Raw genomic sequence first — 20,747 nt, 5'->3', positions numbered from 1 at the left:
ACGCGAGAGTGGCGGAACTGGCAGACGCGCCGGACTTAGAATCCGGTGGCCGGAAGGCCTTGGGGGTTCGACTCCCCCCTTTCGCACCATCTCACCCCGCAACGCCCGCGCACACCTATACAATTAAAGTGATGAAGATCGAACTGACCGAGGTCACCGAGACCCAGAAACATCTGCTGTTTGAAGTGCCGCCCGAGGCCGTGGCCGCCGAAATCCAGAAAGTGGCGCAGGGCTACAGCCGCAGCGCCCGCGTGCCCGGCTTCCGCCAGGGCAAGGTGCCCATGACCGTCGTGAAGCAACGCTACAAGGACCAGATCCTGTATGACGTGGCCAACGCGATGATCCCGCGCCTGGTGGACGAGGCGTTGCGCGAGCGGGGCCTGCGGCCCGTGGCGACCCCGGACATCAAGGATGTTGTGCTTGATGAGGGCCAGCCGCTCACATTTCTCGCGGAGTTTGAAACGGTGCCGCCCATCGAGCCGGGCGAATACACGGGCATCGCGCTGACGAAACCGCCGGCCATCCTTGAAGTGGGCGCCGTCGACCAGGTGCTGGAGCAATTGCGCCAGCGGGCGGCCAAGTGGCATCCGGTGGAAGACCGCACTGCAAGTGTGGGCGACGCGGTCCTGATGGACGTCACCCGCACGGTCAAGAAGGACGATGCGAAGCCGGAGCCGATGCAGAACGTGTCGATCGAGTTGGGCGCGAAAGGCAACCCTCCGGGGTTTGATGAAAACCTGAGCGGCGTTGCCGCAGGTGACACGCGGACGTTCTCGGTGACGTATCCCACTGAGTATGAAGTGCCCGAGCTTGCGGGCGTCACGGTGGATTACGAGGTGTCGGTCAAGGGACTGCGCCGCAAGGAACTGGCCGAGCTGACCGACGAATTCGCGAAGGAAGTGAGCGAAGTCGAGACGATCGAGGCGCTGCGCGACCGGATTCGGCACGACCTGCAGCACGAAGCGGAACACGAGGCGGAACACAAGGTGCGGCACGATCTGCTGCAGGATCTGGCGGCGCGGATGCGCACACCGGTGCCGGCGGTGCTGGTGGATCGGGAGATCGATCGGCGGCTGGAAGAATTTGTGCGCCGCCTGATGGATCAGGGGATGGACCCGATGAAGGCGGGCATCGACTGGCAGGAGTTCCGGGAGCGGCAGAAGGGGCCGTCGGAAGAAACGGTCAAGAGCACGCTGGTGCTCGACGAAATTGCGCGGCGCGAAGGCCTTGCGGCCGCCGAAGAGGATGTGGCCGCCGAGGTGGAGAAGTTCGCGGAACGCACGGGGCGCACGGCAGCGGCCGTCCGGGCTCGGCTGGAAAAGGAAGGCGGCGTTGGCCCGATTGAATCGGGGATCCGCCGCGAAAAAACGGTAGCGTGGCTGCTTGAGAAAGCGCAGGTCTCTTAGATGGTGACTCCGAAATCGCAACTCGTGCCGATGGTCGTCGAGCAGACGAACCGTGGGGAACGGGCGTACGACATTTTCTCCCGGCTGCTGAAGGACGGGATCATCTTCATCGGCACGGAGATTGACGACGCGATTGCGAACCTGGTGATCGCGCAGATGTTGTTCCTTGAGGCCGAGGATCCCGAGCGCGACATCCTGCTCTACATCAACAGCCCCGGCGGGTCGATCACGGCCGGTCTGGCGATCTACGACACGATGCAGTTCATCAAGCCGCAGGTGCAGACGTATTGCATCGGGCAGGCGGCATCGATGGCAGCGGTCCTGCTGGCGGCCGGCGCCAAAGGGAAGCGGTTTTCGCTGCCGAACGCGCGCATCCTGATCCACCAGCCATCAATGTCGGGGCTGCGGGGCCAGGCGAGCGACATCGACATCCACGCCAGGGAAATTCTGCGCATGCGTGCGCAATTGAATGAGATTCTGGCCCACCACTCGGGGCAACCCGTGTCGAAAATCGCCCAGGACACAGACCGCGACTACATCCTGGGTGCGGGTGAAGCAAAAGACTACGGTATTATCGATGATGTCCTCAATCGTCGTGCGTAGCGCTGGCGGACCGACACTTCGGAAGGATTCATGACCAAAAAAGCCGGTGACACCGACGTCCTCCGCTGCTCGTTCTGCAACAAGGACCAGAACGACGTCCGCAAGCTCATTGCGGGCCCGACGGTCTTCATTTGCGACGAATGCGTCGAGGTGTGCAACGACATCATTGCGGACGACAACAAGTTCGACAAGACCACCACGCGCACGGGGTTGCCGACGCCCATCGAGATCAAGAAGTTCCTCGACGAGTACGTCATCGGCCAGGACCAGACGAAGAAGAAGCTGGCCGTCGCCGTCTACAACCATTACAAGCGCCTTGAGATCGCCAAGCAGTCCAAGGGCCGCAACGACGTCGAACTGACCAAGTCCAATATCCTGCTCATTGGGCCCACCGGCACGGGCAAGACGTTGCTCGCCCAGACGCTGGCGCGTCTTCTGTCGGTGCCGTTCACGATTGTTGACGCCACCACGCTGACCGAAGCGGGATACGTCGGCGAAGACGTCGAGAACATCATCCTCAAGTTGCTGCAGGCAGCCGGTGGCGATATCGAGAAGGCGCAACAGGGCATCATCTATGTGGATGAGGTGGACAAGATCTGCCGCAAGGATGAAAACCCGTCGATCACGCGCGATGTCTCCGGCGAAGGCGTGCAGCAGGCGCTGCTGAAAATTCTGGAGGGAACGGTGGCCAACGTGCCGCCGCAGGGCGGACGTAAACATCCGCACCAGGAATTTTTCCAGATCGACACCAGCAACATCCTCTTCATCGTCGGCGGGGCGTTTGTCGGACTCGACAAACAGATTGCGCGGCGCATCGGCAAAAAGACGCTGGGCTTCAAGGCCGACGTGAAGTCGAACGTCGAGGCCTCGGTCACCTTGATCGAACAGGTGGAACCCGGCGACCTGATCAAGTACGGGCTCATTCCTGAATTCGTCGGCCGCCTGCCGGTGGTGGGCACGTTGCACGAACTTGACAAGCCCGCACTCATCCAGATCCTCACGGAGCCGCGGAATGCGATCACCCGTCAGTATCAGCGGATGTTCGATTACGAGAATGTGAAGCTGCGCTTCACAGACGACGCCCTGGAAGCGATCGCGGAGCGGGCGCTGCAGCGCAAGATCGGCGCGCGCGGTCTGCGGATGATCATTGAAGACATCATGCTCGACCTGATGTACACCCTGCCGGGTCAGAAGAAGATTCGGGAGTGCGTCATCACACGCGAGGTGGTAGAGTCGAAGAAAGAACCAATTACCGTGATGGAAAAGGCGGGATAGTCCGACTAACCATGGATCAGTACGAAACTCTCCCTATCGTCCCACTGCGCGACGTCGTGGTGTTTCCGCACATGATGATGCCGTTTGTCATTGGACGGCCGTCATCGACGCGCGCGCTTGAACATGCGCTGACCACCGACAAGCGAATTTTCCTGGCCGCGCAGCACGATGCGGCGATTGACGATCCGCAGCCTGCCGACATCTACACGATGGGCTGTGTGGCGAATATCGTGCAGTCGTTGAAACTGCCCGACGGCAACATCAAGGTGCTGGTGGAAGGTGTCGAACGCGCGCGCGCGGTCGAATGGAAGGAAGACAAGGGATTTTTCCGCGTCACGGTGAAGGTGCTGCCGAAAAAGGCCGAGGCACCCGCCGATGCCGAAGGCGTGATGAGCCGCGTGGTGACGCTGTTCGAACAGTACGTGAAGCTGTCGAACACGCTGCAGTACGACGCGATGATTGCCGCCGTGCGCGTAGACGACCCGTCGCGCCTGGCCGACACGATCGCCGCGCACCTGCAGGTGGGCATCGAGGAAAAGCAGAACCTGCTCGAGATCGTCGCGCCGCTCGAGCGCCTCGGGCGCATCGTGACCGTGCTCGAAGCTGAAGTAGACAAGCTCCAGGTAGACCGCCGCATCCAGTCTCGCGTGAAGAAGCAGATGGAGAAGGCCCAGAAGGAGTACTACCTCAACGAGAAGATGAAGGCCATCCAGCGCGAACTGGGACGCAAGGATGACAAGGGCAACGAAGGCGACGACCTGAAGAAGAAGATCGCCCAGGCCCGGATGCCGAAGGAAGTTGAAAAGAAGGCCATCGACGAGCTCAAGCGGCTCGACGCGATGCCGCCGATGTCGGCCGAAGCAACCGTGTCGAGGAACTACCTCGACTGGCTGATCGCGATGCCCTGGCACAAGAAGTCCAAGGAGGGTCGCGACCTGAAGAAGGCCGAAGCGATCCTGCACGACGACCATTTCGGGCTCGAGAAGATCAAGGAACGCATCATCGAGTTCCTGGCCGTCCGGGTGCTGGTCAAGAAGCCGAAGGCCACAATTCTGACGCTGGCGGGCCCCCCTGGAGTGGGCAAGACATCGCTGGCGCGTTCGATTGCCCGCGCGATGAACCGCAAGTTCGTGCGCCTCTCGCTGGGTGGCGTGCGCGACGAAGCGGAAATTCGAGGACATCGGCGCACATACATCGGCGCGTTCCCCGGCCAGATCATCCAGATGATGAAGAAGGCGGGCACCATGAACCCGGTGTTCCTGCTCGACGAAGTGGACAAGATGTCCATGGACTTCCGGGGCGACCCATCGGCGGCGCTGCTCGAAGTGCTGGACCCGGAACAGAACGGCACGTTCCTGGACCACTACCTCGACGTGGAGTACGACCTGTCGAACGTCATGTTCATCTGCACGGCCAACGTGCTGCATTCGATTCCGCAGGCACTGCGCGACCGCATGGAAGTGCTGCAGCTGGCCGGATACACCGAGATGGAGAAGCTCGAGATTGGCAAGCGCTTCCTCGGGCCCAAGGCGGTGGAAGGTGCCGGTCTCACGTCCGCCAATATCGTGTTCAAGGATGAGGCGTATCAGACCATCATCCAGCGCTACACGCGCGAAGCCGGCGTGCGGAACCTCGAACGCGAAGTGGCCGCCATCTGCCGCAAAGTGGCGCGGAAGGTCGTGGTGCAGGGTGCGGACTTCAGCGAACTGATCGACAGCGCCAAGGTCACCGAGTATCTCGGCGTGCCGCGGTTCCGTCCCTCGATGGCCGAAGAGAAGAACGAAATCGGCATCGCGACCGGTCTGGCGTGGACCGAAGTCGGCGGCGAATTGCTGGTGGCAGAAGCCACGTTGATGCCGGGGCGCGGCAAGCTCACGCTCACCGGAAAACTCGGCGATGTCATGCAGGAGTCGGCGCAGGCGGCCATGAGCTGGGTGCGGTCGAAGACGGAAGAGCTGGGGATTCCCCGCGACTTCAACCGGCGGACGGATATCCACGTGCACATTCCCGAAGGCGCCATTCCCAAGGACGGCCCGTCGGCGGGCATCACGCTGGCCACGGCGATTGTCTCTGCGCTGTCGCGCGTGCCCGTGCGTCGCGACGTGGCGATGACGGGTGAAATCACGCTGCGCGGCAAGGTGCTGCCGATTGGTGGACTGAAGGAAAAGCTGCTCGCGGCCCATCGCGCCGGGGTCACCACGATCCTGCTGCCGAAGGACAACGAGAAGGACCTCTCGGAAATTCCGAAGAATGTGCTCGACACGATGGAAGTGCATCTGGTCGAGACGATGGATGACGTGCTTCGGACGGCCCTCGAGGGGCCGCTGCCGACGCTGCCGCCAGAGTCGGATATTCCCGGGCACGAACTTCGCACCCGGCACTAAGCCGGACCCGCTCGGCACCGGCTTCTACCGTTGACTCAACACGCACCGACGCCCGCAACAGATCTCGCGCTGCTCAAAGAGATGAGCGTCGCCGAGTTGACCAGGATTGCCCAGGACCTGGACCTGCCCCATGCCACCGGCTTGCGGACCCAGGACCTGATCTTCCAGATCCTTCGCGCGCGCGCGGAAAAAAGCGGCCTGCTCTTCTCGGAAGGTGTGCTGGAAATGCTGCCCGACGGGTACGGGTTCCTGCGCGCACCCGATTACAACTACCTGCCAGGGCCAGACGACGTGTACGTGTCGCCGGCGCAGATTCGCCGGTTCGACCTGCAGACGGGCGATACCGTCTCGGGGCAGGTGCGATCGCCGAAAGAGGGCGAAAAGTATTTCTCGCTGGTCAAGGTGGACGCGGTCAACTTCGAACCGCCCGACCACACCCGAAAGCGGGTGTCGTTCGAGAACCTGACGCCGATGTATCCCGACCGGCGCATCCGGCTCGAGACCACCGGCGACAACACCTCAGCGCGCGTGATGGACTTGATGACGCCGCTGGGCAAGGGGCAACGCGGCCTGATCGTGGCGCAGCCGCGGACCGGCAAGACGATGCTGCTGCAGAACCTCGCGAACAGCATCACCACGAATCATCCCGAGGTGTACCTGATCGTGCTGCTGATTGATGAGCGGCCCGAAGAGGTCACCGACATGCGGCGGTCGGTGCGCGGCGAGGTGGTGGCGTCGACGTTTGATGAGGCGGCGCAGCGCCATGTGCAGGTGGCCGAGATGGTCATCGAAAAAGCCAAGCGGTTGGTGGAATACGGCAAGGACGTGGTGATCCTGCTCGACTCGATCACCCGCCTGGCGCGGGCCTACAACACGATCGTGCCGACGTCGGGCCGGGTGCTCACCGGTGGCGTGGACAGCAATGCCCTGCAGCGGCCGAAGCGGTTCTTTGGCGCGGCGCGGAACATTGAGGCCGGCGGGTCGCTGACCATTGTGGCGACCGCGCTGGTCGAGACCGGTTCGCGTATGGACGACGTGATCTTCGAGGAGTTCAAGGGCACCGGCAACATGGAGATTCACCTGGACCGCAAACTGGCGGACCGGCGGGTGTTCCCGGCGATTGACATGCAGAAGAGCGGCACCCGCAAGGAAGAACTGCTGATGCCCAAGGAGGACCTCAGCCGGGTGTGGGTGCTCCGCAAAGTGCTGACGCCGCTGTCGCCGCCCGAGGCGATGGAGTTGATGCTGTCGCGCCTCACGAAGACCCGCGACAACGCCGAGTTCCTGTCCACCATGGGGCGCTGATCTCGGAGGCGCCCAAAACGACCTCTGAGGTCGTTTTCTGACGAGCATCCAAGAAAACGACCTCAGAGGTCGTTTTGGGGGCGGCCATGAGGATGAAGGGTGTGCTCCAGGCTCAGTTCCCTCGCCACGCGCTCAACCCAGGACGGCTCTCCGAAGGGTCTCCCGGTAGAAATTGACTCCCGAATCGCCTTTTCGTTCCGTGAGGGGTCGCCATTTACCCTGGTACTCCAATCACTCGGCCTCGGTAACGGCCAGGGATCGATTGGAATTCTGGGTATCATCGCGACCCTGTCGGCCAGGCTGCACCATGGCCATTCTTCCGCGGCTCTTACAAGTCCTGCCCTGACCGCGTTGGCTTCAACATACCGGCAGACGCGGTAGAAGTAATCGTCCGTCTGTACTGGGAACGCCCGAAAGCGCCCCTGGTACACCGCGCCGGTGCCGACACTACCCCGATGGACATGCCAACGCTTGCTGTGCGTTGCGGTCATTCGTGCCATAAACCTCGAAATCTGCCCATCCTCGCGAGATTGAAGCACGAAATGGAAGTGATTGGGCATCACACAGTAGGCTAGGACCCCAACCGGGACCTTCCGATGTGCCTCGACCGCGCAGTTGACGAAGGCGTTGTAGTCGCTTGGCTGAGCAAACAGTTGCTGTTTTCGAATGGCCCTGTTGATAACGTGAAACACCACGCCGGCCGGAGTCTGTCGTGGGGGATATGGCATGACCTGGTTGATACAAGCCTCGTGCCGACGAAAACGACCTCAGAGGTCGTTTCGAAAGTCTTGGGTACACGAAACGACCTCTGAGGTCGTTTTCGGGTATTGTCGCGGCTGACGATGGGCCGGACTTATCGACAGTCGCTCGCGCAACCGGGGGCGCACGCGTTCCTCTGGACCCAGTTCCTGGGCGCGTTCAACGACAACATCTTCAAAATCGTCGTGTCGTTCATGGCGATGACCGCTCTGGGGCCGGTGGACGGCGTTGCCTTCACCGGCGCGGTGTTCATCCTGCCGTTCCTCCTGTTCTCCGGCTATGCCGGACACTTGGCGGACGTCCACAGCAAGCGGCAGGTTCTGGTCTGGACGAAGGTCCTTGAGATCGTCGCGATGGCGCTGGCCATTCCCGCCTTGCTCATCGGCCGGGTCGACGCCCTTCTGGCGGTGCTGTTCCTCATGGCCGCGCAATCCACGTTCTTCAGCCCCGCCAAATACGGCATCGTCCCCGAGCTGTGGTCAGAAGCCGACCTGTCGCGTGCCAACGGCCTGCTCGAGATGAGCACTTTCGTCGCGATCGTGCTTGGGACCTCCATCGGCGGCCTGGTGTTCTCCGCGTTTCGCGAGACTCCCATGGCGATTGCAGTGGTGCTCCTGGCCATCGCCATCATCGGCACCCTCACGGCCTTTCGCATCCCGGAGACGGGCGCCCGTCGAAGCCAACAGCCGCTGCTCTGGGCTCCCTGGGGCGAAGTGGTCATCGGGTTCCGGAGGCTGCGCGCGAACCACACGCTGTGGATGACCGCAATCGGCACCTCCTTCTTCTGGTTCCTCGGCGCGCTGTTGCAGATGGCGCTGCTTCCCCACGCCGAAACCACCCTCCTCGTCGGAGAAGCGGGTGCGACGCAGCTCTATACCGCGATGGCCATCGGCATCGCGACGGGCAGCCTGGTGGCAGGCCGGCTGTCGGGCAATCACATCGAACTGGGCCTTGTGCCGCTGGGTTCGTTTGGCCTGGCCCTGTTCGGGCTCCTCCTGGCAGCAGCGGCACCGTCGTACTGGTGGTCAGCGGCGACCTTGGCGGGCCTGGGATTTTCGGGCGGACTCTTCGTCGTGCCCCTGAACGCGCTTCTGCAGCATCGCGCGCCGCTCGAAGAAAAGGGTCGCATCCTCGCGACCGCAAATGTTCTGCAGACCGTGGGTATCCTGCTGGCGTCGGTCTTCCTCTGGTTGCTGGGCACTTACCTGAACCTGTCGATGACCGGGGTGTTCCTCGTGACCGGCCTACTGACACTGGCAGGATCCTTCTACGCGCTGGCCACGTTGCCGGCCTTCTTCATCAGGTTCACGCTCTGGCTGCTCACCCACACGGTCTACCGGATCACTGTGGTCGGACGGAAGCACGTCCCTCGCGACGGCCCCGCCCTGCTCATCTGCAATCACGTCTCAATGGTGGACGGCCTGCTCGTGGGCTCATGTGTGGACCGCTTCGTGCGCTTCATGATGCACGGTCCGTATTTCAATCTGCCGGTAATTCACCCGGTGGTCAGCCGGATGCATGCGATCCCAGTCACGGCCGGTGACAAAGCCGGCGTTGCGGCGTCCATCGAGCGCGCTCGCGCCGAACTCCAAGCCGGGCATGTCGTCTGCATTTTCGCCGAAGGCTCCATCAGCCGGACGGGTAACCTGCTCCCGTTTAAACGTGGATTCGAGCGCATCCTCGCCGGACTGGACGTGCCGGTGATACCGGTGTACCTGGACCGCGTGTGGGGCAGTGTGTTCAGCTTCAAAAAAGGCCGCTTCTTCTGGAAGCTGCCCGAGCGGCTGCCCTACCCCATCACCGTCGCTTTCGGCCCACCGCTGCCGTCCACCGTCACGGCCACACTGGTGCGATCGGCCATCAGCGAACTGGGCACCGAGGCGATGCGCCATCGACGCCAGTCGCGCGATCAGTTGCACGCGTCGTTTCTCTCCACCGCGAAACGACGCTGGCGCGGTCTGGCGATGGCCGACAGCACGGGGCAACGTCTGACCTACGGCCGAACGCTGGTTGGCGCGCTGCTGCTGTCACGCATCATTCGCAGCAGGACCGAAGGTCAGGACATGGTGGGCCTCCTTCTGCCGGCCTCTGTTGGCGGCGCCCTTGCCAACATCGCGACGCTCTTCGCCGGACGTGTTCCGGTGAATCTCAACTTCACCGCGGGTGCAGCCGCGATGGCCGACGCGCGGGCACAGTGCGACATTCGCACCGTGATCACGTCGCGACGCTTCCTCGACAAGGCGGGCCTGGACGCGACGCCCGACATGGTCTTTCTCGAAGACCTTCGGAGCGAGATCACGCCCATTCGAAAAATCGCGGCGCTGGCTCGGGCGCGCATCCTCCCAGCCGCCTGGCTTCGCAGGAGTCTCGGCCGACCCGACTGGACCGCGTCCACACCAGCGGCCGTCATCTTCTCCAGCGGCAGCACCGGTCAGCCCAAGGGCGTGGTCCTCACACACGCAAACCTGCTCGCAAACGTGGACTCGCTCGCCCAGATCTTTCCCATGGAGCCCAACGACTGCTTCATCGGTGTATTGCCGTTCTTTCATTCGTTCGGGCTCACCGGCACGATCTGGTTCCCGCTCCTGCAGGGCTGCAGCGTCGCCTATCACCCGAATCCCATGGACGCCAAGACGGTGGGCGAAATGGCCGAGACCTACAAGGGCAGCATGCTGATCAGCACGCCCACCTTCTGCCAGTCCTACGTGCGTCGTTGCACGAAGGAACAGTTCGCCCACCTGCGTTATGCCATCGTTGGCGCCGAGAAACTGCGCGCGCCCCTGGCGAAGGCGTTTCAGGACGCATTCGGCATCGGACTGCTCGAAGGTTATGGCTGCACTGAAATGGCGCCGGTCGTGGCGGCTAATCGCCCCGACGTTGTGATGGAAGGCCGCACCCAGGTGGGCACAAAGGCGGGATCGGTTGGCCACCCCATTCCCGGAGTCGCGGCAAAGGTGGTGGACCGGGACACAGGCGAGGGCCCCCTCTTCAACCAGGAAGGCCTGCTACTGGTGAAGGGACCGAACCTGATGTCGGGCTATCTCCATCAGCCCGAACGAACGGCCGAAGTCATCAAGGACGGCTGGTACATCACAGGCGATATCGCAAAGATAGACGATGACGGGTTTATCTTCATCACGGATCGCCTGTCGCGATTCAGCAAGATCGGCGGCGAGATGGTGCCGCACATCAAGATTGAAGACACGATCAACGACATCCTTGGTGAGCTGGCATCAGCGGTCACATCCGTGCCGTGCGACATCAAGGGGGAAAAATTGATCGTGTTTTACACGCGGCTGGATGTGGCTCCAGCGGAGATCTGGACACAGCTCAACGCGACGGATCTTCCGCGGCTGTGGATCCCCAAGAAGGAGCACATCATGCAGATTGAAGCGATCCCGACGCTGGGGACCGGGAAGATCGATCTGCAGGGGCTGCGGCGGCTGGCGCAGGAGAAAGAAAACGACCTCTGAGAGAAAGAAAACGACCTCTGAGGTAGTTTTCAGCGGTCCCACAGAAAACTACCTCAGAGGTCGTTTTCTTTCTCTCAGAGGTCGTTTTCTCACTTGCGCGGCAGCTTCTGGTCGCGCATCGCGGTGTGGTACGCGAACACGGCGGCCACCGTGGCCGTCTGCTTCAAGTCCTCTGCCTGCACCCGGTCGTAGTAGTCCATGTTCGAATGGTGCGTCCGTGAGTTGTACTCCAGGCGCTCCTGCACAAACTGAAACCCTGGAACGCCCGTCCGGTCGATGTTCGTGTGATCCGTGCTCGTCACCGATCGCGGCCCAAGGATTTCGACACCCAGATCTTTGAGCGGTGCAATCCACGCGCTGAAGATCGGCGCGACGAGCGGATTGCTCTGCATCCAGATCCCGCGGACCTTCCCGGTGCCGTTGTCGAGGTTGAAGTACGCCGAATGCAGCGCCTGCCCAGGCTTGGGCGCGTCCGGGGTTCCCAGGTGCTGGTCCGCGTAGGCGCGCGAACCGAGTAATCCCTGCTCTTCCCCGCCCCACAGCGCAATGCGAATCGTGCGCCTCGGCTTGAGGCCTGCATCCTTGAGAATGCGAAGCACCTCCATCATCGCCGCGCTGCCGGTCGCGTTGTCTGTGGCACCAGTCGCGCCATGCCACGAATCGAAGTGGCCGCCGATCAGCACAATCTCGTTCGCCAGATCCGTTCCAGGCATCTCAGCGACGATATTAAAACCGTTGAGGCGCTCGGGTGTCTCCGGGTGGAACGTCACGTCAACGTTGATGTCCACCATGACCGGCACCTTCGCATCCAGCAGCCGGACCATGCGGTTGTAGTGCTCAACGGCGAGCGTCACCTGCGGCACGCCTGTGTTCGCGCTGCTGCGGCCGCCGCCTGTGGCGCCGCCCACAAACACTGTTCCGCCATCCACGCGCTGCGTCTGCCACGTCAGGTCGCTGCCGCCTGCGCTCATGTCGGTGTTCGCACCACGGTCGAACAGGGCGACCACGCCCTCGTCGGCGTAGAACTGATTGACGTTAAAGGCCGGCGCCGCACCCGGGTGCACCCGCTCCACGCCCGCCTCCAGCCCCACCACCGCGCCCACCAGCCCCACCGGCGCGACCGCCCGCGCCTCCAGCCCTTCCGGCCGGCGCCGTCGCCGGTGGCGTCAACGCCTCTTCAATCTCCTTGTCCGTCATGCGAAGGACGATGCGGCCTTCGAGCATGCGGACTTCGCGCGTGGGTTGCGTCAGGACGATCTTCCCGCGAAGCTTGCCCTTCCACTGCTCGGCTTCCTGCGCGTTGGTGATCTCGGGCCGCACCACTTCGGCGTTGACCATCCCCTTCGTCCCCGTGCTCCACGCCTTCGGCAGTCCGATGATCGGCATGGTCTGCGGCGCGGTCATCGTCGCGTGAAATCTGTTGAGGGACCAGCCGGTGCCAAACGCCCAGCGCTCCTTGCGGGCGTTCTGGAGTCCCCACGCCTTCAGCGTCTCGACCACCCAGTCGCCCGCGCTTTCAATGGCGGGCGAACCTGTGAGGCGCGGCCCGCGCACGTCGGTCATCTGGAACAGGTGGTCCATGACCTTCGATTGCTTCAATCCCTGTTCGCGAATCTTTTCGATTGCGGCGGTATCGACGCGTTCGGATGTCTGCGCGGCGAGGCCGGCGACGGATAACAGGAGCAGCAGCGCCAGTGATGTGCGTTTCATGGGAGAGGTCCCTCCGGGGACGAGGGAATTCTACCATCCGGGCACCGCGTGCCCTGGCACCGGCGCGCCTAGCGCAGATGCAACCCGGGCGCGCGATGAGCCACTGCGGGAGGCCAGAACTCCTCATAGAACCATCGGAAGCGCATCGTGGCAAAAAACCCGAACCAGATGCTCTCACTGACCCGCCCCAATCCACCGGTGGGCCCCCCGAGGACCGTGACGATGGTCAACAGCAACAAGCAGCCCGCCCAGACGAGCCCGGTCGGCCGCCGGGCGGCGTCCGTGCGAGCAGGAGAAATTATGAAGAACATCACACCCGCCGCCAGCAGGATCTGGGCCAGCTCCGCCGCCGGTACCACCGCCGACGGCACCCGCTGCGTCAATGATCCGGCGACAGGAATCAGCGCCTGGGCGCCGGTGGCCAGCAACCAGCCAGCGCCGAATACTGCGGCGGGCCGGAGAGAAATCGAGGCCGTCCAACGCAGCCACGCCCAAGTCCAACTCACTCCCTCGCGCATCCACGCATCTCCGCAGGCGCGAAGGAGGTCCACACGTTCGCGCCATCCGAAGGCATGGGCGTTCAGCAGATCGCGGACTTCCGTCTCGTACCGCACACGCCAGGACGAAGGGAACCAGGAGAGGATGCGATCGATGGACATCGGAACCTCCTATGCGTTTGCGAGGCGCGACAGGGCGATTTTTGTGACCGATTTCAGGGAATCCAGCCGCGCCCGCAGCACTTTACCGCCCGCAGACGTGAGCTTGTAAGGACGACGCCGGTCGTCAGCCGGAAGGGGCTCAATCCACTTGCGGGCTTCCAGCCGGGCAATGGCGCCGTACAGCGTGCCCGGTCCCGGGCGGCTGCCCGTCATGGACTCTATGTCCTGCGTCATCGCATAGCCGTGTTTCGGCCCATCCGCCAGCGCGATGAGAATGTGCAGAGCCGGCTCCGAAAACCGGCCGAGGGAAGCGAGTGAGTCGTCGGTCTTTTTCGCCATGGTCGTTCGTCCTTCTCACGTTATATCGCACCGCGTAGTAATACGCAATACGAACTATCGTCTGTCTGTGCTGGGTGCTGCCGTGCGGTGGTGCTCACGTGCACCGGAGCACCGGGCACGCCGGCTCGGGAGCACAACAGCACAACAGCACAGACCGTACAATGTGCCCATGCACGTACGCACGTTTGGACGCTTGGGATGGCCCGTCTCCGAAGTGGGCTACGGCCTCTGGGGCATGGGCGGTTGGACTGGGTCAGACGATGCGGAGTCGGTGGCGGCGCTGCATCGCGCCATCGAACTCGGCTGCACGTTTTTCGACACCGCGCTGGCCTATGGCGATGGCAAGAGCGAGCGGTTGTTGGCTCAGGTGCTTCCGGCACACCTCGACAAGCCGTTGGTTGTGGCCACGAAGGTGCCGCCGAAAAACGGCAAGTGGCCGGCCAAGCCGGAGTACGACATCGCGGACGTGTATCCGCCCGACCACGTGATTGCGGCAACCGATACCAGCCTGCGTAACCTCGGCGTGGAGCGCATCGACCTTCAGCAGTTCCACGTCTGGACGGACACGTGGGCCGAGTGCGATGAGTGGATGGAGGCCGTAGACCGTCTGAAGCGCGCGGGCAAAGTGCGGGCGTTCGGCATCAGCGTCAATCGCTGGGATCCAACCAACGTCATCGAGGCCCTTCGAACAGGGCTCATCGACAGCGTCCAGGTGGTGCACAACATTTTCGACCAGCAGCCGGAAGATTCGCTGCTTCCGTTGTGTCAGGAGATGGGTGTGGCGATCATCGCGCGAGTCCCGTTGGACGAAGGGAGTCTCACCGGGACGCTCACCAAAGACACGCGCTGGCCCGACGGTGATTTCCGCAACCAGTACTTCCCACCGGCGCGGTTGGCCGAGGCAGTAGACCGGGTCGATGCGCTCAAGGAGCTGGTGCCGGCGGGCATGTCGTTGCCCGAGATGGCCCTGCGTTTCATCCTGTCGCACCCGGCGGTCAGCACGGTCATTCCGGGCATGCGGAGGCTAAAGCATGTGGAGGGCAACATGGCGGCCGGCGACGGCAAGGGCCTTCCGTCAGGCCTGGTGGATCTGCTCCGGGCGCACCGCTGGGACAGGGGCTATGTTGTTGAGAAATAAAGACATTTGTCGGGGTCCTGGGGTCCTGCAGTCCGGGGGTCGGGTACGTGCGTCCGATGGTTCATGGTGCAGCTTCGCCGGTCTGGGCTATAATCAATGTTTGTTCGCGGGTAAAAGGAGCTGTCTGTGAAGCCTGGTATTCACCCCAAGTACACCGAAACTGATGTGCGATGCGCGTGCGGCGCCACGTGGAAGTCGTTTTCCACCAAGGAAGATCTGCACCTCGACATCTGCAACAACTGCCACCCGTTCTACACGGGCCGCCAGAAGCTGATTGACACCGAAGGCCGTGTGGAACGCTTCACGAAGCGCTTCGGCGCACAGACGGCCGAGGGCCGCAAGACGCAGACCGCTGCGAACAAGGCCGCGAAAGCGAAAAAGGCCGGCGCGACGGCGTAAGCGGGTCCAGAGTCCTGGGTCCAGCGTCCAGGGTTCTTTAATCGGAATCGAGCAACGGGGCGGCCTGGGGGTCGCCCTTTTGTTTTTCCTGCTTTCGCGCGATGCGGCCGAGGCGATGGTCGACGTCGGCCACGTGGCGGCCGGTGACCTGACCTCGCACGACCTCTGCGTATCGTCTGGCCTCACCGAGGTCTCCGGCGCGGTGTTCGTGATGAATCGCCAGCGCCTCTGCGGCGCGGCGCTCGATGCCGCTGAACGGCCGCGCAGCGCCCTCAACGAGACGGAGCCACGCGCCAGCTGCTTCGTCAAACCGATGGAGGCGCCTCAACAGCAGCGCCTGGCGCTCGAGCGCGCGGCCGCGCAGGTCTCGGTCGTCTGCGGCCCCCGCCAGCGTGTACGCATCGAGCGCGCGCTCGATGTCGCCTTGCCGCTCGTAGAAGTGCCCCAGCCCCAACTGCTCGCTCGGTTCACGACACCACTGCGGGCCGTCTTCGGCCAGCCGTAACGCATGCGCGGTGACAGCAGCCAGCGACACAAGGTCCAGGCGATTGTGCTCGAGCACGGCTTCGATCACCGCCGGGTCGCCCGTACGCAGGAACTGAAAATAGCGCGCCGGGATTTCGAAGCCCGGCACGTCACCCACTCGATGAAAACCGAGGACCGATCGCTCGAGCGCGGTGAGGCTGCAGCTCGGGTCGTCCTCGCGCCGGCTCCACAAACGCCGGGCGGCGGGCAACATGTCGAAGTGCGGCACGTCCTCCACGGGGCTGTCCTGGCGATGGAATGCCCATCGCATTTCCATGAACGGCACATCAAACGTGCGCCCATTAAACGTCACAAGCAGCGAGGCATCGTCGAACGTGCGGGCGAGCGCGTCCAGCAGGACGCGCTCGCCCGCCGGGCCGGTCATGAGCCACTGGCGCACACGGAAACCGTCGGCTTCGAACCAGCCGCAGCCGACGAGGAACGCGACGGTGCCGGCGCCGCCACTGAGGCCGGTGGTCTCGATGTCGAAAAACACCATGCGCGACGCCCAGTCGCTGACGGCCGCCAGTCGCGGCTCGAAGAGCGCGACTGGCGCCTGGGGCGAGACGCGGCAGGCGTCCACCTGCCGCCGGCCATGGTAGCGGGCGTCGTCGTAGTCGCGATCGATGACGAGGCACGCGGACGCGCTGTCGTGCTGGCCCGGCGGGGCCGGCACGACGGCCCCGCCGAGCGCGGCGGCGATCGCCGCCTGCGCGTCGAGATCGGTGGAGCCTGGCGCGACCGCCATTCCGGCGGTCTCGCCAGGCTCCATCGTCGGCTCGCGCCGCTGATCGCGCACGATCGCGCGAAGGCGCGAGGCGAGGTCCTTCATGCGCTCTGCATCTCCGACGGCGACAACAGCCTCAACAGATGCGACGCCACGGTCTTTGCGAGCGGACCCGTGTTGCCTTCGGGGCCAACGCACGACGGGCACCCCGAACGGCACGGGCAGCCGTCAATCAGCTCGCGCGTCTTCGCCACAAGGTCACTGTGCATGCTGTGGAGCGGCTCGCTGAACCCGATGCCACCGGGATAGTTGTCGTAAATGAAGATCGTCGGCTCCACAGTCCCGGCCGTGCGCGCGGCTTCATCAGTCGTCACGCCGTCCACCGACAACCCGAGATCGTGACTGTCGCACATCAGCAGGAGCGGCGCCACGTTCCGCATCGCAAACGCCAGGCCCAGCACGCCGTCGCGCCGATCGGCGATCCCATGCGGAAGCGCGTCCATCGTTTCGCGCGGCACCGTGAGCCAGTACGACGAGGTGTGCATCTGCTGTTCCGGCAGGTCGAGTTCGCCAGAACCAATGTTCTCGTTGGTGTAGAACTTGATCTTCTTGAACCCGACCACGCGCGAGACGACGTGGACTTCGCCGTGGTGGGCGACGGGGGAAGCGGCGCCGGAAACGACCTCAGAGGTCGTTTCGCTTGGCTCGACCGAAACGACCTCTGAGGTCGTTTCCGACGACCCCGTCATCTCGTCCAGAATCGTGACCTTCGTATAGTCGATGGCGTCGGTGTAGTAGTCGCACTCCACGGCGCGCACGAAGGCTTTGCGGCCGTCAAAGTCCAGCCGCTCCACCTGATAGAGCTGCCCCTCCACGATATAGATGGCTTTTTCGTGCAGCACCGACGGACCGCTGGTGAAGTCGGTCTCGCCAATCACCCTTTCGCCGTTGGTCAGGTCCACGATGATGAAATTGTCGGAGCTGACCGATCGCAGGCTCACGGCGTCGGCCGGGTACGACTCGTGGGTCCACTGCCACTGTTCGCCGGCCTTCTGGACAAATCCCTCTTCGCTCAGAATCGACAGCATCTCCTGCACGTTGAACGCGCCGAAGGTGGACGTGGAGGTGAACGGCAATTCGAACGCCGCGCACTTCACGTGATCGAGCAGGATGTGCAGGTTGTCGGGATTGACGAGCGCGTGTTCGGGAGACGCGTCGAAGAAGTAGTCGGGGTTGCGGGCCACGAATTGATCGATCGGCGCGCTTGACGCCACAAGCACCGCCGCCGATCGGCCCGACCGCCGGCCCGCGCGTCCTGCGCGCTGCCATGTGGCGGCGATGGAACCCGGGTAGCCGGCCATCACGGCCACGTCCAGCGCTCCGATGTCGATGCCCAGTTCGAGCGCGCTCGTCGAAACGACGCATCGCACCTCGCCGCTACGAAGGCCGCGCTCGATTTCGCGACGACGCAGCGGTAAATAGCCGCCGCGATATCCGCGCACCACGTCGGCGGCACCCGGAGGGCCGGCGAATGCGTCCTTCATGTAGGTTGTCAGGATTTCCGTGGAAAGCCGGCTCTGCGCGAACACGATGATCTGCAGGCCCCGCTTGAGGAACTCAATCGCCACACGACGTGTCTCGGCCAAATACGAGCGCCGAATTCCCAGCTGCGCGTTGACCACCGGCGGATTCACGAAGATGAAGTACTTCTCTCCGCGCGGCGCGCCGCTCTTCTCCACCAACTCAAAGGGCGCACCGGTGAGCCGCTCGGCCAGATCGCGGGGATTGGCGATGGTGGCCGACGAACAGATGAACGTGGGTGACGACCCGTAGTGGCGGCACACGCGATCGAGACGCCGCAGGATGTTGCCCAGGTGACTCCCGAACACGCCTCGATACGCGTGGAGTTCATCGATGATCACGTACTTCAGATTTTCGAACAGCTTCGCCCAGCGAGGATGGTGCGGCAGGATCCCCGAATGCACCATGTCGGGATTGCTCAGCACCACGTGCGCGCGGCCGCGGATCGCACGGCGCGCATCCTGGGGTGTATCGCCGTCGTAGGTAAAGACGCCGATGTCGCCGCCGCCTTCGGCGCCGATGAGTTCGGCCAGCTGATGCAGTTCCGCGAGCTGGTCCTGCGCGAGGGCTTTGGTCGGGAACAGATACAACGCGCGCGTGGACGAGTCCTTCAGGATCGCGTCCATCACCGGCACGTTGTAGCAGAGCGTTTTGCCTGAGGCGGTCGGGGTGATCGTCACCACATTTCGGCCGGCCATCGCGTGGCCGACCGCTTCGGCCTGATGGGTATACAGCTGGGAGATTCCCCGGCTGGTGATCGCCTTCAGGAGGCGTGGGTCGAGCGAATCGGGGAAGGGTGCGTACTGCGCGTCAATGGCGTCCAGCCGGCGCACGGCGGTGACGTGGGGGTCATCCTCAGACGCCCTCAGCGCGCGGTCGTGCTCAGAGAGCATCCGCGACAGCGCCTGAGTGAGCGACTCGTCCTTGCTCCTGGCGTCAACGGGAAGAACCGGCAGGCTGGACATGAGGGGTCATCGTACCAGCCGGTCGCAGGGCGATCAATAGGCGAAACAACGAGAAAACGACCTCTGAGGTCGTTTCGTGTACCCACCGCGCCGAAACGACCTCAGAGGTCGTTTTTCCATCTACGTCTTGCCGCGGGCGTAAACGGCGGCGACGCCGCTCAGGCCGATGAGGCCGATGATGTTCGGGAACACCTGCAGGCCGTTCATCAGGTCGCCCCACGCCCACACCAGCTCGGGCCGCATCACCGCGCCGAACGGAATCAACAGGCAGTAGATGTACCGATACGGCATGGTCACCGCGCGGCCAAGGATGTACTCCAGGAACTGCTCGCCGTAGTAGGCCCACCCAATCAGCGTCGTATAGCCGAACAGGAAAGCGCACACCGCGACGACCCAGCCACCCACCTCGGGAATCGCCATGTTGAACGCGCTGGCCACCGCGGCCGTGCTCGTCAGGAACTCGCCGCCGGCCGCACGCGCCGCAATGGACGTCTCGGCCACACCGGAAAGCAGAATCGCCATCGCGCTGATCGTGCCGGTGACAAACGACACGATGAACACTTCCATCACCGCCTGCAGCCCCTGCTGCGACGGACGGTCCGACCTCGCCGTGCCGTACGCCACGGCCGCCGTGCCATACCCGGCCTCATTCGCATAGATGCCACGCGCGATGCCGTAGCGCATGGCCGTGAAGATCCCGAAGCCCATCGCCGATCGCATCGTGAACGCCTCGTCCACCACCATCGACAACACGTACGGCAACCGATCGATAAACGTGATGATCACCACGGACCCACCGAGCAGGTACAGCCCGACCTTCAGCGGCGACAACTTCTCCACTGCCTTGCCGATCGACTTGATGCCGCCGATGATCACCGCCCACGTCATCACCGCGAGCACGAGTCCCGTGAAAAACGCGGTGCGACTCACCGTGCCCAGCATCGGCAACACGATGTCTCCACTCGGGAACACATGCCCCATCGCCACCGCAATTGAATTCGGCTGCGTGAACGGCGTCGTCGTCAATGCCGCCACGCCTGCGACCAGCGCGTAGATCCACGCGAGCGATGGCGACTTCAACCCATCACGCAGGTAGTACATCGGACCGGTTCGCACCTCGTCGCCCACCTGCTCGCGAAACTTCACACCGAGCACGGCCTCTGAAAATTTAATGGATGTCGCGAGGAAGCCGTAGACCCAGATCCAGAACAACGCTCCGGGACCGCCCGAGATGATCGCCGCGGCAACCCCCGCGATGTTGCCCGTGCCGATCGACGCCGCCAGCGCCGTCATGAATGCCTGGAATGGCGACAACGCCCCCACGCCGGTGCCCACCTGCCGGGTCACCATGGCTCGGAACGCTTCGCGAATGCGTCGCACCTGCACCACGTTGAACCGTATCGTCAGGAACAGCCCCGTCCCCAACAGGATGGCGACGATGTACGGCATGAAGAGAAGATCGGCAAGCCCCTGAATCGCGTCAGCCATGTGATGTGCGC

Annotated in this window: 16 protein-coding genes and 1 tRNA gene; 9 read left to right on the top strand and 8 right to left on the bottom strand. The window is 63.4% G+C overall.

Features of this window, described 5'->3' with window-relative positions; all coding sequences use genetic code 11:
• Positions 1–2: 2 nt before the first annotated feature.
• From IPL75_06055 to rho, 6 genes are all read left to right on the top strand, one after another.
• Positions 3–89: transfer RNA gene (locus IPL75_06055), tRNA-Leu, on the top strand.
• A 42-nt stretch (positions 90–131) separates the two neighbouring features.
• On the top strand, positions 132–1,406 hold the full coding sequence (gene tig, locus IPL75_06050; protein ID MBK9239820.1) for a trigger factor: 1,275 nt from the start codon (positions 132–134) through the stop codon (positions 1,404–1,406).
• Positions 1,407–2,009 carry an ATP-dependent Clp endopeptidase proteolytic subunit ClpP gene (clpP, locus tag IPL75_06045; GenBank protein MBK9239819.1) on the top strand — a complete coding sequence of 201 codons (603 nt, stop codon included), beginning with the start codon at positions 1,407–1,409 and terminating at the stop codon, positions 2,007–2,009.
• Positions 2,010–2,039: 30 nt separating this feature from the next.
• On the top strand, positions 2,040–3,284 hold the full coding sequence (clpX, locus tag IPL75_06040; protein MBK9239818.1) for an ATP-dependent Clp protease ATP-binding subunit ClpX: 1,245 nt from the start codon (positions 2,040–2,042) through the stop codon (positions 3,282–3,284).
• 11 nt (positions 3,285–3,295) lie between these two features.
• Complete coding sequence (gene lon / locus IPL75_06035; GenBank protein MBK9239817.1) at positions 3,296–5,668, top strand: endopeptidase La; 2,373 nt, start codon at positions 3,296–3,298, stop codon at positions 5,666–5,668.
• Between the two features lie 81 nt (positions 5,669–5,749).
• Positions 5,750–6,973 carry a transcription termination factor Rho gene (rho, locus tag IPL75_06030; GenBank protein ID MBK9239816.1) on the top strand — a complete coding sequence of 408 codons (1,224 nt, stop codon included), beginning with the start codon at positions 5,750–5,752 and terminating at the stop codon, positions 6,971–6,973.
• Between the two features lie 62 nt (positions 6,974–7,035).
• On the opposite strand, the gene IPL75_06025 is transcribed toward rho, so the two are convergent.
• On the bottom strand, positions 7,036–7,668 hold the full coding sequence (locus IPL75_06025; protein ID MBK9239815.1) for a transposase: 633 nt from the start codon (positions 7,666–7,668) through the stop codon (positions 7,036–7,038).
• Between the two features lie 147 nt (positions 7,669–7,815).
• Here IPL75_06025 and IPL75_06020 point away from each other — a divergent pair, with 147 nt between their 5' ends.
• On the top strand, positions 7,816–11,205 hold the full coding sequence (locus tag IPL75_06020; protein MBK9239814.1) for an MFS transporter: 3,390 nt from the start codon (positions 7,816–7,818) through the stop codon (positions 11,203–11,205).
• An 89-nt stretch (positions 11,206–11,294) separates the two neighbouring features.
• Here the strand turns inward: IPL75_06020 and IPL75_06015 are convergent, their stop codons facing one another.
• The 4 genes from IPL75_06015 to IPL75_06000 form a co-directional block, all read right to left on the bottom strand.
• Positions 11,295–12,317, bottom strand: a complete 1,023-nt coding sequence (locus tag IPL75_06015; protein ID MBK9239813.1) for a M20/M25/M40 family metallo-hydrolase — start codon at positions 12,315–12,317, stop codon at positions 11,295–11,297.
• Positions 12,241–12,915, bottom strand: coding sequence for a hypothetical protein (locus IPL75_06010; GenBank protein ID MBK9239812.1), 675 nt, complete (start codon positions 12,913–12,915; stop codon positions 12,241–12,243). The genes IPL75_06015 and IPL75_06010 overlap by 77 nt, the downstream gene beginning before the upstream one ends.
• A 68-nt stretch (positions 12,916–12,983) precedes the next feature.
• Positions 12,984–13,574 (bottom strand): hypothetical protein, encoded by a 591-nt coding sequence (locus tag IPL75_06005; protein MBK9239811.1) that lies wholly within the window; start codon positions 13,572–13,574, stop codon positions 12,984–12,986.
• A gap of 9 nt (positions 13,575–13,583) precedes the next feature.
• A complete protein-coding gene (locus IPL75_06000; protein MBK9239810.1) occupies positions 13,584–13,913 on the bottom strand; it encodes a helix-turn-helix transcriptional regulator in 330 nt (109 codons plus the stop codon).
• Between the two features lie 169 nt (positions 13,914–14,082).
• Between IPL75_06000 and IPL75_05995 the strand changes: the two genes are divergently transcribed.
• The gene (locus IPL75_05995) at positions 14,083–15,051 is read left to right on the top strand and encodes an aldo/keto reductase (protein MBK9239809.1); all 969 of its coding nucleotides are present in this window, start codon (positions 14,083–14,085) and stop codon (positions 15,049–15,051) included.
• Positions 15,052–15,177: 126 nt separating this feature from the next.
• Positions 15,178–15,450 carry a 50S ribosomal protein L31 gene (gene rpmE, locus IPL75_05990; protein MBK9239808.1) on the top strand — a complete coding sequence of 91 codons (273 nt, stop codon included), beginning with the start codon at positions 15,178–15,180 and terminating at the stop codon, positions 15,448–15,450.
• Between the two features lie 37 nt (positions 15,451–15,487).
• On the opposite strand, the gene IPL75_05985 is transcribed toward rpmE, so the two are convergent.
• From IPL75_05985 to IPL75_05975, 3 genes are all read right to left on the bottom strand, one after another.
• Complete coding sequence (locus IPL75_05985; GenBank protein ID MBK9239807.1) at positions 15,488–16,807, bottom strand: ribonuclease H-like domain-containing protein; 1,320 nt, start codon at positions 16,805–16,807, stop codon at positions 15,488–15,490.
• Complete coding sequence (locus IPL75_05980) at positions 16,804–19,248, bottom strand: DEAD/DEAH box helicase (protein MBK9239806.1); 2,445 nt, start codon at positions 19,246–19,248, stop codon at positions 16,804–16,806. The genes IPL75_05985 and IPL75_05980 overlap by 4 nt, the downstream gene beginning before the upstream one ends.
• 120 nt (positions 19,249–19,368) lie before the next feature.
• Complete coding sequence (locus tag IPL75_05975; protein ID MBK9239805.1) at positions 19,369–20,736, bottom strand: sodium:alanine symporter family protein; 1,368 nt, start codon at positions 20,734–20,736, stop codon at positions 19,369–19,371.
• Between the last annotated feature and the right edge of the window lie 11 nt (positions 20,737–20,747).

The organism is Acidobacteriota bacterium, assembly GCA_016716905.1.
In the GTDB taxonomy this organism is placed as follows: Bacteria; Acidobacteriota; Vicinamibacteria; order Vicinamibacterales; family SCN-69-37; genus SYFT01.
This window is presented reverse-complemented; position numbering and strand designations above follow the sequence as displayed.

Coding starts and splice junctions, on each gene's coding strand:
- IPL75_06010 (MBK9239812.1), bottom strand. CDS start 12,915: ATGAAACGCACATCACTGGCGCTGCTGCTCCTGTTATCCGTCGCCGGC.
- tig (MBK9239820.1), top strand. CDS start 132: ATGAAGATCGAACTGACCGAGGTCACCGAGACCCAGAAACATCTGCTG.
- clpP (MBK9239819.1), top strand. CDS start 1,407: ATGGTGACTCCGAAATCGCAACTCGTGCCGATGGTCGTCGAGCAGACG.
- IPL75_06000 (MBK9239810.1), bottom strand. CDS start 13,913: ATGGCGAAAAAGACCGACGACTCACTCGCTTCCCTCGGCCGGTTTTCG.
- IPL75_06020 (MBK9239814.1), top strand. CDS start 7,816: ATGGGCCGGACTTATCGACAGTCGCTCGCGCAACCGGGGGCGCACGCG.
- lon (MBK9239817.1), top strand. CDS start 3,296: ATGGATCAGTACGAAACTCTCCCTATCGTCCCACTGCGCGACGTCGTG.
- IPL75_06005 (MBK9239811.1), bottom strand. CDS start 13,574: ATGTCCATCGATCGCATCCTCTCCTGGTTCCCTTCGTCCTGGCGTGTG.
- IPL75_05980 (MBK9239806.1), bottom strand. CDS start 19,248: ATGTCCAGCCTGCCGGTTCTTCCCGTTGACGCCAGGAGCAAGGACGAG.
- rho (MBK9239816.1), top strand. CDS start 5,750: ATGAGCGTCGCCGAGTTGACCAGGATTGCCCAGGACCTGGACCTGCCC.
- IPL75_05985 (MBK9239807.1), bottom strand. CDS start 16,807: ATGAAGGACCTCGCCTCGCGCCTTCGCGCGATCGTGCGCGATCAGCGG.
- IPL75_05975 (MBK9239805.1), bottom strand. CDS start 20,736: ATGGCTGACGCGATTCAGGGGCTTGCCGATCTTCTCTTCATGCCGTAC.
- clpX (MBK9239818.1), top strand. CDS start 2,040: ATGACCAAAAAAGCCGGTGACACCGACGTCCTCCGCTGCTCGTTCTGC.
- IPL75_05995 (MBK9239809.1), top strand. CDS start 14,083: ATGCACGTACGCACGTTTGGACGCTTGGGATGGCCCGTCTCCGAAGTG.